The organism is Streptomyces ardesiacus (assembly GCF_003112575.1).
Classification (GTDB): domain Bacteria; phylum Actinomycetota; class Actinomycetes; order Streptomycetales; family Streptomycetaceae; genus Streptomyces; species Streptomyces ardesiacus.
Genome location: NZ_BEWC01000001.1, coordinates 308,776 through 322,836, shown reverse-complemented (window position 1 = coordinate 322,836; position 14,061 = coordinate 308,776). Strand labels below are relative to the sequence as shown.

The window sequence follows — 14,061 nt, the reverse complement described above, 5'->3', positions numbered from 1 at the left end:
CGGAAGACCGGCCCCCGGGCGACGGCGGCCTGCGCGCGGGGGCTCCTCGGGGGACGGGAGGTGACCGGCCAGGGGTGCGCGCCCCTCGTCTCCCCGCGCAGCCGCGTCACGGCGCGGTGGGCGTCTGCGCGCGGCGCCTGCGGGCCGCCATCACCGCGTACACGAGCACACCCGCGAAGAGGAACAGCACGCCCTGGTAGACCGCCGCGTAGCCGGCGCCCGCGACGAGCCACAGGGAGAAGGCCGCCGCGACCGAGGCGATCACGCCGTCCCGCACCAGCCGCGCGCGGTCGACCCGCTCGCCCTGTCCGGACAGCAGGTGGAAGAGCTGGGCGGCCGTGGCCAGCAGGTAGGGCACGGTGGCGGTGAAGGTGGTGACGAGGACGAGGACCTCGAAGACCTTCGCCGAGCCGGACGTGTAGTTGTAGACGGTGAGCAGCGAGGCGAGGACGACGGTGACGCCGACGCCGACGGTGGGGACACCGCGCCGCTTGCGGGCGAACACGACCGGGAAGAGGCCGTCCTTGGCCGCCGCGTACGGGGTCTGGGCGCTGAGCAGGGTCCAGCCGTTGAGGCAGCCGGTCATCGACACCAGGGCGGCCAGCGCGACGGCCCAGCCGCCCCAGGCACCGCCGAACATGGCGTTCACGGCGTCCGAGAAGGGCGCCGAGGAGGTGACCAGGCGGTCGTGGGCGACGGTGCCGAAGACGGAGAGGGTGCCGAGGAGGTAGACGAGGGCGGCGCCCGCGGTGCCGATGACCGTGGCCCGGCCCACGGTGCGGCGGGGGTCCTTGACCTCGCCGGCGCTGACGGCGGCGGACTCCACGCCCAGGTAGGAGAAGAGGAGGATCGCGGCGGCGGCGGAGACGGCGCCGATGCCGCTGCCGCCGGTGGCGTTGAACGGGCCGAGGTTGCCGCTGTCGAAGAAGAACAGCCCGCCGACCGCGACGAGCAGCAGCGGCGCGAACTTCAGCACGGTGGAGACGAGCTGCACGGCGCCCACGTAGCGGGTGCCGGCGAAGTTGGCGAGCGCGGGCAGCCACTGGATGACGAGCGCGGCCAGGCACGCCGTCCAGCGGTGGTCGCCGACCGGGATCAGGACGTCGAGGTAGCCGACGGCGGCGACGGCCAGCGCCGCGTTGGACACCCAGGTGGTGATCCAGTACGCCCAGGCGGCGAGGAACCCGGCGAAGTCGCCGAAGGCCCCGCGGGCGTAGACGTAGGGGCCGCCGGTGCGCGGGTCGCGGGCGGCGAGCCGGCCGAAGACCAGGGCGAGCGCGACGGCGCCGACGGTCAGGACGCCGAAGGCGAGCAGGCTGACGGTGCCGAAGGGGGCGACGGAGGCCGGGAGCAGGAAGATGCCGCCGCCGATGATGTTGCCCATGACCAGGGCGGTGGCGACGGGGAGCCCGAAGCGGCGGGCGTGCCGGGTGCTGCCGGATGCGGGGGCCGCAGGGGTCTCCCGCGGTTCCGGAGCCGGTGGGGGGACGGTCCCGGTGACGTGCATGGGGTGGTGCGCCTCTCATGGAACGGGTCCGGGATCGCCGGACCCGCCCATGGTCGGGCACGGTCCCGCACCCCTCCAAATCAGGCGCTTTTGTCCTGTACGAAGCCGTCGGCGACGGGAAATGGTGCGCCCTTGACGACGTTCGGCCGTGGATCCTCCGCCTCCACCCCCGCCTCGGCCCCCACCGGCACCTGGGGGCCGTTCGACTCGCGCAGCCAGTGGCGGAGCACCCGGTGGACCTGCTCGGCGCCGACGATCTCCTCGCCCCGGCCGGCCGGTGCGGACAGCACGGTCGGGGACAGCAGGAAGGCGTGCGACTGGGCGCCGCCGAGTCCGCCGTGGGAGCCGATCTGCTCCTCGAAGGCGAGGACCTCGCCGTCGGACGGGTCGTGGAAGGAGTTGACCATGATGTCCGCGGTGTGCGGGAAGGTGTGGGTGCGGCGCACGGCGTCGGCGGCGCCGGGGCCGAAGGGGGCGAGCGGCCCGGGGTCCTCGTCGAGCCGGTCCAGGGGCACCTCGGCGCCGTGCGCGCCGAGCACGACACCGCCGTGTTCGGCGCTGCGCACCAGCAGGAAGCCGATGCCGGGGTGGTTGGCGAGGGTCGGCAGCAGGGCGGGGTGGCGGGCGTCGATCTCCTCCCGGGTCATCCGGTGCGGCACGTCCGGGAAGGAGACCAGGCCCAGGTTGCCGGAGGCCAGCACGATCGGCTCGGAGCGGCGGCCGGTGGGGGTGTCGGCGGGCCGCTGCTGCTCGGCTCCCTCCTCGACGGGGCGGTGCAGCGCCGCGCGTACGGTGTTGCGCGCCTCGGCGCCGCTGCGGGTGCGCCGGGCGCTGCGCGGCACCGGCAGTCCGCAGCCGGCCCGCACCAGATCGGCGAGGGTCAGGCCGTAGCGGGAGCGGAAGGTCTCGCCGGGGCTCTGGCCGTGGTCGGACAGGACCACGATCCGGTACGGGCGGGGGGCGTGCTCGGCGACCTTCTCGATCAGGGCGAGGGCCCGGTCGAGCCGCCCGAGGACCTTGGCGGCGTCGCGGCTGCCCGGACCGGAGTGGTGGGCGACCTCGTCGTAGGCCACCAGGTCGGCGTAGACGGCGGTGCGGCCCGCGAGCATGTCGCCCATCACCGCGGCGACGACGACGTCGCGCTCGACGACGGTCGCGAAGGCGCGGACGAAGGGGTAGAGGCCGCCGCGGGAGACGCGCGGGCGCACCTTGTGCAGGCGGGCGCGGGTGGACTGGCCGATCTCCCGGCACACCTCGGCGACGAAGGACATCGCGGTGCGCACGGCGTTGGCCGGGTCGGAGAAGTAGGCGAAGTAGCCGGCCCGGGAGCGGGTCTCGCGGCTGCGGCGGCGGGCGGCTATGGACAGCACGAGGGCCTGCTCGTCGGCGCCGCCGCCGAACAGGTTGCCGCGGCTGGCGCCGTCGAGGCTGAGGAGCCCGCCGTCGCCGGTGCGCCGCACGGCGCGGTACTGGAGTTCGGCGGCGCTGGTCGGGCGGTTGCTGACCATGACCTCGCCGGTGTCCTTCTCGTACCAGCGGAAGGCGGGGACGTCGTGGTTGCTGCCGTGCAGGATGCCGAGCTGGCTGGCGCCGGTCTGGCTGGACCAGTCGGTGCGCCACGGGTCGAGCCGGTGGGTGGCGGACGCGCCGTCGCGGCCGAGCCAGCGGGCGACGGTGGGCATGACGCCGCGGTCGACGGCGTCCCGCAGGACGTCGTGGCCGACGCCGTCCAGTTGCAGGAAGACGGTGCCGGGGGCCGCCGGGCAGGGCGGCCCGGATCTGCGGCGGCGGTCGGCGAGGCGGTAGAGGCGGCGCCGGTAGGCGTCGTCGTCGCGCACGGCCAGGGCGCCGCCGGTGGCGGAGGCGACGGCGGACATGACGGCGGCCACCACGACCGCCGTCTCGGGGGCGACACCGCCGCGTCCGGCCGGGTTGACGTCGATCGCGAGGAGCAGCAGCCCGCCGTTGAGGAAGAAGACCAGCAGGCCGAGGACGAGGGCCGGCACCAGGAGCAGCAGGCGGACCATGAGCGGCCAGACCAGCGCGGAGAGCAGACCGAAGGCGCCGGCGCCGACCGCGGCGGTGATGGCGATGTCGGTGGCGCTGTCGCCGTCGGGCGACTGGAGCCGGAAGTCCGGCAGGATCCCGGCGAGCACGAGCATGGTGAGGGTGGACACGGCCCACACCGCGACACTCCGCCCGATCTGACTGGCGACCCGGCGCCAACGGCCTCCGCTCACGTCCCGCACACCTCACGTCCCCGGCCCGTCGTCCGTGCGGGCCCTCCCCACCCTGCCACAACGCTCAGGAGTGCCCGTTTGTCCCCCCGGGTCCGGTTCACCCCCCGGGCCGTGGTCAGCGGCCGTCGTAGCCGGCCGTCGGCATCGAGAGCCTGCGGTGCACGCACGCCTTCATCCGGGCGTCGTACGACGGCTCCGCCCGGCCCACGGTCTCGACGCGGACGCCGCGCCGCGCGCACTCCGCGGTGAAGTCCTCGACGGAGGACAGCGCGCTCTCCAGCACCCGGCGGCTGGGCGCCACGAACAGGTCCTGCCCGGGGCTCACCCCGTCCCACAGGGCGTCGTGGTCGTGCCGCAGCCGGCGCACCAGGAGCTGCCGGGCGACGACGTAGCCGTGCTCCGCCGCCCAGCGGGCGCACATGGCGTGCTGGCTGCGGGAGTCGACCAGGAAGGGATCGTCGTCCAGTTGTTCCAGTGGCGTCAGACTCGCGATCGCCGTCACCCGCACCGGCCCCATGGGGTCCCCCCTCACCTCCCGTCACCTCCCGTTTTCGCCGCCGACCCTACTCCTGGACGTAGGCTGCGGGGAGTCGCGCGAAGGAGGCAAAGAGGTGCCGGTGGAGCTCACGTGGTGGGGTCACGCCACCTGCACGGTCGAGGACTCGGACGTCCGCGTGCTGACCGATCCCCTGTTCGTACGCCGGCTCGCCCACCTGCGCCGCAGGCGGGGGGCGGTGCCGCCGCCGGAGGCCTGGCGCGCGGACGTGGCGCTCGTGTCCCACCTGCACGCCGACCACCTCCATGTGCCGTCGCTCGCGCGGCTCGCGCCGGGCACGCGCCTGCTCGTGCCCCGGGGCGCACGCCGTGCGGTGCCGGGGCTGCGCCGGCTCGGGCACCTGGAGCTGACCGAGGTGGCGCCGGGTGACGAGACGACCGTCGGCGACCTGCGGGTACGGGCGGTGCCCGCGCGGCACGACGGGCGGCGGCTGCCGGTCGGACGGCACCGCGCCCCCGCGCTCGGGTACGTCGTCGAGGGCGAGGCCCGGACGTACTTCGCGGGGGACACCGGTCTGTTCGACGCCATGGAGAAGGAGGTCGGGCCGGTCGACGCGGCGCTGCTGCCGGTGGGCGGCTGGGGCCCTTACCTGGGCCCGGAGCACCTGGACGCGGGACGGGCGGCCGAGGCGCTGGCCCGGCTGGCGCCGCGCACGGCGGTGCCGGTGCACTACGGCACGTACTGGCCGATCGGGATGGACGCCGTGCGCCCCCACGAGTTCCACACGCCGGGCGAGGAGTTCGTGCGCCTGTCTGCGCTGCGCGCGCCGGGAGTGGCGGTGCACCGGCTGGGGCACGGCGAGAGCGTGCGGGTGGAGGTCGCGCGGTGAGCTGGCTGGCGGCCGCGACGCTGGACATACCCACGGAGCCGACGCAGCAGGCACTCGGCTATCCGTCGCTGTTCCTGCTCGTGCTGATCGGGGCGCTGGTGCCCGTGGTGCCGACGGGCGCGCTGGTCAGTTCGGCGGCGGTGGTGGCGATGCACCAGACGCTGCCGTTCGCCCTGCTGATGGTGTTCGTGACGGCGTCGCTGGCCGCGTTCTGCGGGGACATGGCGCTGTACTGGCTGGGCCGGCGCGGGGTCGGTTCGAAGAACGGCTCGCGCTGGCTGGAGGCGATCCGGTCGCGGGCGCCGCAGGACCGGCTGGAGCAGGCGCAGGAGAAACTCGCCGAGCACGACGTGGCGGTGCTGGTGCTGTCCCGGCTGGTGCCGGCCGGCCGGATTCCGGTGATGCTGGCCTGTCTGCTGGCGAAGTGGCCGCTGCGCCGCTTCGCCCGGGGCAACCTGCCGGCCTGCCTGGCCTGGGCGGTGACGTACCAGCTCATCGGGATCCTCAGCGGCGCGCTGTTCAGCGAGCCGTGGGAGGGCGTGGCCGCGGCGATCGTCCTCACGGTGCTGGTCGGCGCGGCACCGGGGCTGTGGCGGCGCTTGCGGAGGCCGGCGAAGGCGTAGGCCGGCGCGGACCGGCCGGGGGCGTCATTCCAGTACCCGGGAGCCGCCGACGGGCAGGTCCCACAGGCGTTCGCGGGGCAGACCCGCCCGCTGCCAGGCGGCGCGTACCCGGGTGAGGGGTTCCAGGACCGGTTCCGCGGACAGGACGAAGGTGCCCCAGTGCATCGGCGCCATGTGGCGCGCGCCGACGTCCTGGGCGGCCCGTACCGCCTCCTCCGGGTCGCAGTGCACGTCGCGGAGCCACCAGCGGGGGTCGTAGGCGCCGATGGGGAGCAGGGCGAGGTCGATGCCGGGGTAGCGGCGGCCGATGCGGGTGAACCAGTGGCCGTACCCGGTGTCGCCGGCGAAGTAGACGCGTCGGCCGTCGGGGTCGGTGAGCACCCAGCCGCCCCACAGGGTGCGGCACGTGTCGGTGAGGCTGCGCTTGGACCAGTGGTGGGCCGGGACGAAGTCGAACCGGACCCCGTCCAGCTCGGTCGCCTCCCACCAGTCCAGCTCGGTGACCCGGGTGAAGCGGCGGCGGTGGAACCAGCGGCCGAGACCGGCGGGCACGAGCACGGGGGTGTCGCGCGGGAGCCGGCGCAGGGTGGGGGCGTCCAGGTGGTCGTAGTGGTTGTGGCTGATGACGACGGCGTCGACGCGGGGCAGGTCGCCCCACGGGACGCCGACGGGTGTGATCCGGGCCGGGGTGCCGAGGATCCGGCGGGACCAGACCGGGTCGGTGAGCACGGTGAGGCCGCCGATCCGTAGCACCCAGCTCGCGTGTCCGGCCCAGGTGACGGCGACGGTGCGCGCGTCCACGCGGGGCAGCGGGCCGGGGGCGTGGGGCAGCCTCGGGATGTCGGCGAGTCCGGCGGGGCCGGGTCTGACCGCTCCCTCGCGGGCGAATCTGGCGAAGGCCTTGAGGCCGGGCAGCGGCGCGGTCAGCCGGTCGTGGAAGGTCCGCGGCCACACCCGGTGCTCGGCGGGCGGCCGGGGCGCGGCGAGCGGCGGGTGGGCGGGGGCCGTGCCGGTGTTCTCGGCGGACGGGGGGGTGCCCGTGGTCGACCGGGGCTGCTGCGTCATCGAGGGGGCTCCCATCGCTGAGCGTCGCGGAGACCGTCGAAGACCGACTTCAGAGCGGTCAACGCGCGTTGCACGTGTGGCAGTTCCAACGGGTCCGGGGCCAGGAGGTCCTCCGCCCGCCGCTCGTCGGCGCCCGTGCCGAGCAGGGGGCCGGTGGCGAGCCGGACGCGCAGGGCGGGCAGGTCGTCGCCGAAGCGGTGGCCGCCCGGGGCGGGCATGCCGAGCCGGGCGGTGAGGAAGTCCTCCAGTTCCTGGGCGTCGCCGACCCCCTCGGCGCCGAGCGCGTCGCGCAGCGGGCCCAGGTCGGCGTACAGGTGGCGGCCGGCCTGCGGGGGCCGGGCGGTGGCACCGGCGGCGACGACGGTCGCGTGCACGGCGGCGGCCAGGCGCGCGTGCAGGCGTACGGCGGCCGCGCGGCGGGCGGTGACCGGCTCGGGTTCGTCGAGCGCGTACCCGGCCGCGGCGGCGACGGGGGCCGCGACGCGGGCGCCGAGCGCGGTGAGCACGTCGAGCACGCGCGCGTGCAGGCCGTGGCCGGCGGCGCCGGCGGGGAAGCGGGCGACGGCGGCCGGCCAGGCGGGCGGAAGCAGCGCACCGGCCAGGTCGGTGACGACGGTGACCCGCTCGGGCAGCATCTCGGCGGGGCTGAGGATCACGGTGGCGTGCGGGTCGTGCAGGGTGTCGCGCCAGGTCTCGTCGCTGATCAGGTGCAGTCCCTCGGCGGCGGCGGCCTCGACGGTCTCGTGCAGCAGGTCGGGCGGGGCGACGGTGCCGGTGGGGTCGTCGGCGACGGACAGCACGAGCAGGCGGGGATCGCCGCCCTCGGCGCGGACCCGGCGGACGGTCTCCAGGAGGGCGTACGGGTCGGGCACCCCGCCGGACTCGGCCGGCGTCGGTACGTGGAAGACGGGCCGGCCCAGCAGTCGTGCGTACGGCGCCCACCAGGCGGCGCAGGGGCGCGGCACCAGGACGTCGCCGCCCAGGGCGGCGGTCAGCGCGAGCAGCAGGACCCCCGCGCCGGGTGCCGCGGCGAGGTGACCGGGGCCGGTGGCCAGCCCCCGCCGCTCCCAGTAGCCGCCGGCGGCCTCCAGGAGGGCGGCGCCGCCCCCGGCCGGCTCTCCGTGCGCCCGGCCGCCCGCGGCGGCGAGCACGGCCGCCACCTCGGGCAGCACCGGCAGCCCGTCGCCGGGAAAGTCCGGCCCGAACCGCACGGGACCGTGCCCCACGGCGTCGGGACGGCCCGCCCCGGAAGGACCGCCGGGTTCGGCACCCGGGGCCCCGGGGACCGGGGCCGCGCCGTCGTGAGCCGTGGCCGGGCCGCCGGGCTCCCCGCCCCGGTGGCGGGAACCCGGGCCGGGGCCGCCCGGCCCCCCGGCACCCGCGGTGCGGCCGTCGGCGGCCCTCTCCGCGCCGCCGGACCCCTCGCCCCGGCCGTGCGTGCCCGGGACCGGGCCGTCGGGGTCCGTGTGCCGCATGCGTGCCTCCGCGCGGTTCGTGCCGGCTGTCCTTGCCGTGGGCGGTCTCCGGTCCTGTCCCGTCGGGCGCTGGTGCCCGCTCGCGTCGTTGATCCCCGTACCCACCGGGCCGCCCCGTCATGGCTCCGGCTCGGGTTGTGCGTGTCACAGGCGGGGCCGGCCCCCGTGCGGGGTCAGTGCTTCCCGGTCTCCCCGCGCAGGTGCAGCCGCAGCCGGTGCGCGGCCGCGCCGCACGCGCCCGCGATCAGGAGACCGCCGGCGACCAGGGCGGGGACCGAGTCGCCGAAGGTCCCGCCCGTACCGGCCCGCACCCCGTGCTCCGCCGTCCCGCCGCCGCAGGGCGTGCCCCGGGAGGCGGATCCGTCGTGCGGAGCCGCCGTGGGTTCGGGGCAGGCGGGCTTGGTGGGGGCGCAGGGCGTGGCGTGCGTGTCGCCCCCCGCGCGGGGAGCGGTCGTTTCCCGGCACGCCGGCTTCCCGGTCCCGGCGCCGGCACCGGCGCCGCTCTCCTCCGGCACCTTCATCGTCGTGCTCCAGGGGGCGCCGCCCTCGCCGCCCGAGGCGTCCGGGCAGGCTCCGTCGACGGTCCAGTCGTCGGCGGCCCCGGCGGACTCCTCCGGCTCCGCCCAGTCCTCGGTGCCGACGGCGCCCTCCGGGTCCGCGGCGCCCGGGTCGCCCGGCTCGGCCGCGAAGTCCCCGGCGGTGGCCACGCGCGCCGTACCGCGGTAGGTCGGCCCGGACGCGGTCCCCCCGTCGTCCGCCACCTTGCGCAGCGTGACGGTGCCCTCCTCGAAGGCCGCCGAGGTGGCGTCGAGACTGGCCGGCGCGGACCCGCCGGTCGGGCCGCACGAGACCGAGACGGTGACGGTGTCGCCCGGGGCCGCGTCCGCCGGACTGACCCGGGCGGCGGCCTGTCCGGCGGACGGCGGGACGGCCTCCCCGGCGGACGGCGGTGGTACGGCGCCCGCGTCGTCGCCGGCCGACGGCGCCACGGGCTGCCCGGCGTCGGCGGGCGGCGGTGGGACGCCCGGGTCGGCCGCGCCGGTCCCCGCGCAGACACCGAGGGCGGCACTGGCCAGGACGGCGACGGACAGGGCGCGGGCGGTGCGGCGCATGGGACGGGCTCCTTCGAGCGACGGCTTGCGGGGCACTGCACTCGCGCCCCTCGGCCATCACAGCCCGCCCGGCCCGGGGCCGCCCGTCACCGTGCGCCGTTCGCGCGAACGGGGCGTCCGGGCGGGTGAGCCCGGGGTTTCACGCCCCCGGGTCCGGGTCCCGCAGGACCTGCTCCCGCACCCGGTCGCAGCAGCGGCTGATCAGCCGGGAGACGTGCATCTGGGAGATGCCGAGCTGTTCGGCGATGCGGCTCTGCGTCATGTCGTCGAAGAAGCGCATGTAGAGGATGGCGCGTTCGCGCGGCGGCAGGGCGGCCAGCCGGCCCTTGACGGACTCGCGGTCCACGACCGTGTCGAGGGCCGGGTCGGGGCCGCCGAGCGCGTCGCCCAGCGAGTAGCCGTCCTCGCTGCCGGGCAGTTCGGCGTCCAGGGACAGCGCGGTGAAGCTCTCCAGCGCCTCCAGGCCGGTCCGTACGTCCTCCTCGCTGAGTTCGGCGTGCTCGGCGATCTCGGCGACGGTGGGCGCGCGCCCGGAGACGGTCTGGGACAGCTCCTGGCGGGCGAAGCGCACGCGGTTGCGCAGTTCCTGGACCCGGCGCGGTACGTGCAGCGTCCACATGTGGTCGCGGAAGTGGCGCTTGATCTCACCGGTGACGGTCGGCACGGCGTAGCTCTCGAAGGCGTTGCCGAGTTCGGGGTCGTAGCGGTCCACGGCCTTGACCAGGCCGAGGGCGGCGACCTGGCGCAGGTCCTCGTAGCTCTCGCCGCGGCTGCGGAACCGTCCCGCCAGTCGTTCGGCCATGGGCAGCCAGGCCTCGACGATCCGGTCGCGGACCGCGTCGCGCTCGGGACCGTCGGGGAGACTGGCGAGCCGGCGGAAGGCGTCGGCCGTGTCGGGGGCGTCGTCGTGCGGGTGCTTCACACTGGCGTGGATCGGCATGGTGCGTCGCAACTCCTCGGAGCGCGGGGTCCCGCCGTCGCACCGGACGACGGTCCGGTCGGTGTGGTCGGCACGGGAGGCGCCCGGGATGCGGACGGCCTCCGGCACGTGACGCGGGCGGCACCGGTACGACGACGCGGCCCTGGGGTCGGGGCGGTCACCGCGGGAGGACGTCCGGCTCCGCCCCGGACGCGTCCGGGGCGACCATCGCGCCGCTCCCACGGACGTGCCTCCTGTCCGAAGCACTGGACTTGCACCTGCCCCCTGTTCCCCGCGGCAAACACCCGAATTCTCAGCCCTTCTGACGCGGCCGGCCGAAGCGGAGCATGTTGCCGGCCGGGTCGCGGAAGGCGCAGTCGCGGACTCCGTAGGGCTGGTCGAGGGGTTCCTGGAGGACTTCGGCGCCCGCGGCGCGGATGTGCTCGAAGGTGGCGTCGACGTCGTCGGTGGTGAAGACGACGCCGCGCAGATGGCCCTTGGCCAGGAGCCCGGCCATGGCCTCCCGGTCGGCGGCCGACGCGTTGGGGTCGGCGAGCGGGGGTTCGAGGACGATGCCCACGCCGGGCTGGGCCGGGGAGCCCATCGTCACCCAGCGCATCCCTTCGAAGGCGACGTCGTTGCGGACCTCCAGGCCGAGCACGTCCCGGTAGAAGGCGAGCGCCTTGTCGGGGTCGTCGACGGCTATGAAGCACTGCGCGAGAGTGATGTCCATGCGCGTCACGCTACGGGCGGCGGCGCGGGCGGCGCTTCTCCGTTCCTGACCGGCTCGCCACGCGTGACCGCCTCGCCGCCGCGGCCCGGTTCCCCGTTGCGGCCCGGTTCCCCGTTGCGGCCCGGATCCCCGTTGCGGACCGGCCGGGTCCAGACCTTGGCGACGCAGGCCGGGATGGCGGCGCCGGCGGAGTGGTCCCGGTCCCGGTAGGCGCTCGGGCTCTCGCCGACCAGTTCGGTGAAGCGCGAGCTGAAGGACCCGAGCGAGGTACAGCCGACCGCGAAGCAGACCTCGGTGACGCTCATGTCGCCGCGCCGCAGCAGCGCCATGGCGCGCTCGATGCGGCGCGTCATCAGGTAGCTGTACGGCGTCTCCCCGTAGGCGGCGCGGAAGCTGCGGGAGAAGTGGCCCGCCGACATGACGGCGACGCGCGCCAGCGCGGGCACGTCGAGCGGCTCGGCGTACTCGCGGTCCATCAGGTCGCGGGCCCTGCGCAGCCGGGCCAGGTCCTCCAGCGTCGTCATCCGGTCACGATCCCACAGCGCCGGACACCACCGGTAGCGGTTCCGGCGCCGTGGGCCCCCGGCGCCGTCAGGCTCCGACGTAGGCCGCGAGGTGCTGGCCGGTGAGGGTGGAACGGCCGGCGACGAGGTCGGCGGGGGTGCCCTCGAAGACGACCCGGCCGCCGTCGTGACCGGCGCCCGGGCCGAGGTCGATGATCCAGTCGGCGTGCGCCATGACGGCCTGGTGGTGCTCGACGACGACGACCGACTTGCCGGCGTCGACGAGGCGGTCGAGCAGGCCGAGCAGGTGCTGGACGTCGGCGAGGTGCAGTCCGGTGGTGGGCTCGTCGAGGACGTACACGCCGCCCTTGTCGCCCATGTGCGTGGCCAGCTTGAGCCGCTGGCGTTCGCCGCCGGAGAGGGTGGTCAGCGGCTGGCCGAGGGTGAGGTAGCCGAGGCCGACGTCGGAGAGCCGCTGGAGGATCCTGTGCGCGGCCGGGATGCGCGCCTCACCCGCGCCGAAGAACTCCTCGGCCCGGTCCACCGGCATCGCGAGCACCTCGCTGATGTCCCGGCCGCCGAGACGGTACTCCAGCACCGCGGGCTGGAACCGCTTGCCCTCGCAGTCCTCGCAGGGACTGGCCACGCCGGCCATCATGGCCAGGTCGGTGTAGACGACACCGGCGCCGTTGCAGGTGGGGCAGGCGCCCTCGGAGTTGGCGCTGAAGAGGGCCGGCTTGACGCCGTTGGCCTTGGCGAAGGCCTTGCGGATCGGGTCGAGCAGTCCCGTGTAGGTCGCCGGGTTGCTGCGCCGGGAGCCCTTGATGGGGCTCTGGTCGACCGCGACGACGTCGGCGTCGGCGGGGAGCGAGCCGTGGATCAGGGAGCTCTTGCCGGAGCCCGCCACGCCGGTGACCACGCACAGGACGCCGAGCGGGACGTCCACGTCGACGTCCTGGAGGTTGTGGGTGTGGGCGCCGCGGATCTCCAGGGCCCCGGTGGGCCTGCGGACCGTCTCCTTGAGGGCGGCCCGGTCGTCGAGGTGGCGGCCGGTGACGGTGCCGGCGGCGCGCAGTTCCTCGACGGTGCCCTCGAAGCAGACGGTGCCGCCCGCGGTGCCGGCGCCGGGGCCGAGGTCGATCACGTGGTCGGCGACGGCGATCGCCTCCGGCTTGTGCTCGACGACGAGGACCGTGTTGCCCTTGTCGCGCAGGCGCAGCAGCAGGTCGTTCATCCGCTGGATGTCGTGGGGGTGCAGTCCGATGGTGGGCTCGTCGAAGACGTAGGTGGTGTCGGTGAGCGAGGAGCCGAGGTGGCGGATCATCTTGACGCGCTGCGCCTCGCCGCCGGACAGGGTGCCCGCGGGCCGGTCGAGGGAGAGGTAGCCGAGGCCGATCTCCACGAAGGAGTCGAGGGTGTCCCGCAGCGCGGTGAGCAGCGGGGCGACCGAGGGCTCGGCCAGGTCGCGGACCCACTCGGCCAGGTCGCGGATCTCCATGGCGCAGGCGTCGGCGATGCTGATCTTCCCGATCCGCGACGAGCGGGCGCCCTCGCTGAGCCGGGTGCCCTCGCACTCGGGACAGGTGGTGAAGGTGACGGCCCGCTCCACGAAGGCCCTGATGTGCGGCTGCAGGCCCTCCTTGTCCTTGGCCAGGAAGGACTTCTGGATCTTCGGGATGAGCCCTTCGTAGGTGAGGTTGACGCCGTTGACCTTCACCTTGACCGGTTCGCCGTAGAGGAAGTCCCGCAGCTCCTTCTCCGTGTACTCGCGGATCGGCTTGTCCGGGTCGACGAAGCCGGACTGGGCGTAGACCTGCACGGTCCACTGGCTGTCCGACTTCCAGCCGGGGATGGTGAAGGCGCCCTCGGCGAGCGACTTGGAGTCGTCGTAGAGCTGGGTGAGGTCGATGTCGGAGACGGTGCCGCGGCCCTCGCAGTGGGTGCACATGCCGCCGGTGCGCTGGAAGGTCGCCTTCACGGCCTTCTTGCTGCCCCGTTCGACGGTGATGGCGCCGCTGGCCCGGACCGAGGCGGTGTTGAAGGAGTACGCGCTGGGCGGGCCGATGTGCGGGTCGCCGAGGCGGCTGAAGAGGATGCGCAGCATCGCGTTGACGTCGGTGGCGGTGCCGACGGTGGAGCGGGGGTCGGCGCCCATGCGCTGCTGGTCCACGATGATCGCGGTGGTCAGGCCCTCCAGCACGTCCACCTCGGGCCGCGCGAGGGTGGGCATGAAGCCCTGGACGAACGCGCTGTAGGTCTCGTTGATGAGCCGCTGCGACTCGGCGGCGATCGTGTTGAAGACCAGCGAGCTCTTGCCCGAGCCGGAGACTCCGGTGAACACGGTCAGCCGGCGCTTGGGGATCTCGACGCTGACGTCCTTGAGGTTGTTCTCGCGGGCGCCGTGCACACGGATCAGGTCGTGGCTGTCGGCGACGTGCGCTCCGTGCCCCTGCGTGCCCGGCCTCTCGGCGCTGCTCATCGTGTCTCCATCCGTCGGGG

General features: G+C 75.3%; 12 protein-coding genes. 2 read left to right on the top strand and 10 right to left on the bottom strand.

The features are described from left to right. Window positions 1-106 precede the first annotated feature (106 nt). From Sdi02f_RS01345 to Sdi02f_RS01335, 3 genes are all read right to left on the bottom strand, one after another. Complete coding sequence (locus Sdi02f_RS01345; RefSeq protein WP_031083094.1) at window positions 107-1,507, bottom strand: amino acid permease; 1,401 nt, start codon at window positions 1,505-1,507, stop codon at window positions 107-109. An 80-nt stretch (window positions 1,508-1,587) separates the two neighbouring features. Further along, on the bottom strand, window positions 1,588-3,747 hold the full coding sequence (locus tag Sdi02f_RS01340) for a phage holin family protein (protein WP_234334089.1): 2,160 nt from the start codon (window positions 3,745-3,747) through the stop codon (window positions 1,588-1,590). Between the two features lie 115 nt (window positions 3,748-3,862). Further along, window positions 3,863-4,264 (bottom strand): hypothetical protein, encoded by a 402-nt coding sequence (locus Sdi02f_RS01335; protein WP_030400971.1) that lies wholly within the window; start codon window positions 4,262-4,264, stop codon window positions 3,863-3,865. Window positions 4,265-4,358: 94 nt separating this feature from the next. On the opposite strand from Sdi02f_RS01335, the gene Sdi02f_RS01330 reads away from it, so the two are divergent. Then, entirely contained in the window at window positions 4,359-5,132 is a 774-nt protein-coding gene (locus Sdi02f_RS01330) for an MBL fold metallo-hydrolase (protein WP_167458100.1), read from the top strand. After that, window positions 5,129-5,755, top strand: coding sequence for a DedA family protein (locus Sdi02f_RS01325; RefSeq protein ID WP_030400969.1), 627 nt, complete (start codon window positions 5,129-5,131; stop codon window positions 5,753-5,755). Before Sdi02f_RS01330 ends, Sdi02f_RS01325 begins: the two co-directional genes overlap by 4 nt. Window positions 5,756-5,779: 24 nt before the next feature. Here Sdi02f_RS01325 and Sdi02f_RS01320 read toward each other — a convergent pair whose 3' ends face one another. The 7 genes from Sdi02f_RS01320 to Sdi02f_RS01290 form a co-directional block, all read right to left on the bottom strand. Beyond that, entirely contained in the window at window positions 5,780-6,820 is a 1,041-nt protein-coding gene (locus Sdi02f_RS01320; RefSeq protein WP_030400968.1) for an MBL fold metallo-hydrolase, read from the bottom strand. Further along, window positions 6,817-8,295, bottom strand: a complete 1,479-nt coding sequence (locus Sdi02f_RS01315; RefSeq protein ID WP_108932533.1) for an aminotransferase class I/II-fold pyridoxal phosphate-dependent enzyme — start codon at window positions 8,293-8,295, stop codon at window positions 6,817-6,819. The genes Sdi02f_RS01320 and Sdi02f_RS01315 overlap by 4 nt, the downstream gene beginning before the upstream one ends. Window positions 8,296-8,468: 173 nt before the next feature. After that, entirely contained in the window at window positions 8,469-9,407 is a 939-nt protein-coding gene (locus Sdi02f_RS01310) for a hypothetical protein (protein ID WP_108932532.1), read from the bottom strand. Between the two features lie 139 nt (window positions 9,408-9,546). Further along, entirely contained in the window at window positions 9,547-10,347 is an 801-nt protein-coding gene (locus tag Sdi02f_RS01305) for an RNA polymerase sigma factor SigF (RefSeq protein WP_030400965.1), read from the bottom strand. Window positions 10,348-10,639: 292 nt separating this feature from the next. Continuing rightward, the gene (locus tag Sdi02f_RS01300) at window positions 10,640-11,059 is read right to left on the bottom strand and encodes a VOC family protein (RefSeq protein WP_108932907.1); all 420 of its coding nucleotides are present in this window, start codon (window positions 11,057-11,059) and stop codon (window positions 10,640-10,642) included. Window positions 11,060-11,064: 5 nt separating this feature from the next. Beyond that, on the bottom strand, window positions 11,065-11,583 hold the full coding sequence (locus tag Sdi02f_RS01295) for a helix-turn-helix transcriptional regulator (RefSeq protein WP_108932531.1): 519 nt from the start codon (window positions 11,581-11,583) through the stop codon (window positions 11,065-11,067). A gap of 67 nt (window positions 11,584-11,650) precedes the next feature. Further along, entirely contained in the window at window positions 11,651-14,041 is a 2,391-nt protein-coding gene (locus tag Sdi02f_RS01290) for an ATP-binding cassette domain-containing protein (protein WP_108932530.1), read from the bottom strand. Window positions 14,042-14,061: the final 20 nt, after the last annotated feature.

Coding starts and splice junctions, on each gene's coding strand:
- Sdi02f_RS01345 (WP_031083094.1), bottom strand. CDS start 1,507: ATGCACGTCACCGGGACCGTCCCCCCACCGGCTCCGGAACCGCGGGAG.
- Sdi02f_RS01335 (WP_030400971.1), bottom strand. CDS start 4,264: ATGGGGCCGGTGCGGGTGACGGCGATCGCGAGTCTGACGCCACTGGAA.
- Sdi02f_RS01320 (WP_030400968.1), bottom strand. CDS start 6,820: ATGACGCAGCAGCCCCGGTCGACCACGGGCACCCCCCCGTCCGCCGAG.
- Sdi02f_RS01315 (WP_108932533.1), bottom strand. CDS start 8,295: ATGCGGCACACGGACCCCGACGGCCCGGTCCCGGGCACGCACGGCCGG.
- Sdi02f_RS01310 (WP_108932532.1), bottom strand. CDS start 9,407: ATGCGCCGCACCGCCCGCGCCCTGTCCGTCGCCGTCCTGGCCAGTGCC.
- Sdi02f_RS01305 (WP_030400965.1), bottom strand. CDS start 10,347: ATGCCGATCCACGCCAGTGTGAAGCACCCGCACGACGACGCCCCCGAC.
- Sdi02f_RS01300 (WP_108932907.1), bottom strand. CDS start 11,059: ATGGACATCACTCTCGCGCAGTGCTTCATAGCCGTCGACGACCCCGAC.
- Sdi02f_RS01295 (WP_108932531.1), bottom strand. CDS start 11,583: ATGACGACGCTGGAGGACCTGGCCCGGCTGCGCAGGGCCCGCGACCTG.
- Sdi02f_RS01290 (WP_108932530.1), bottom strand. CDS start 14,041: ATGAGCAGCGCCGAGAGGCCGGGCACGCAGGGGCACGGAGCGCACGTC.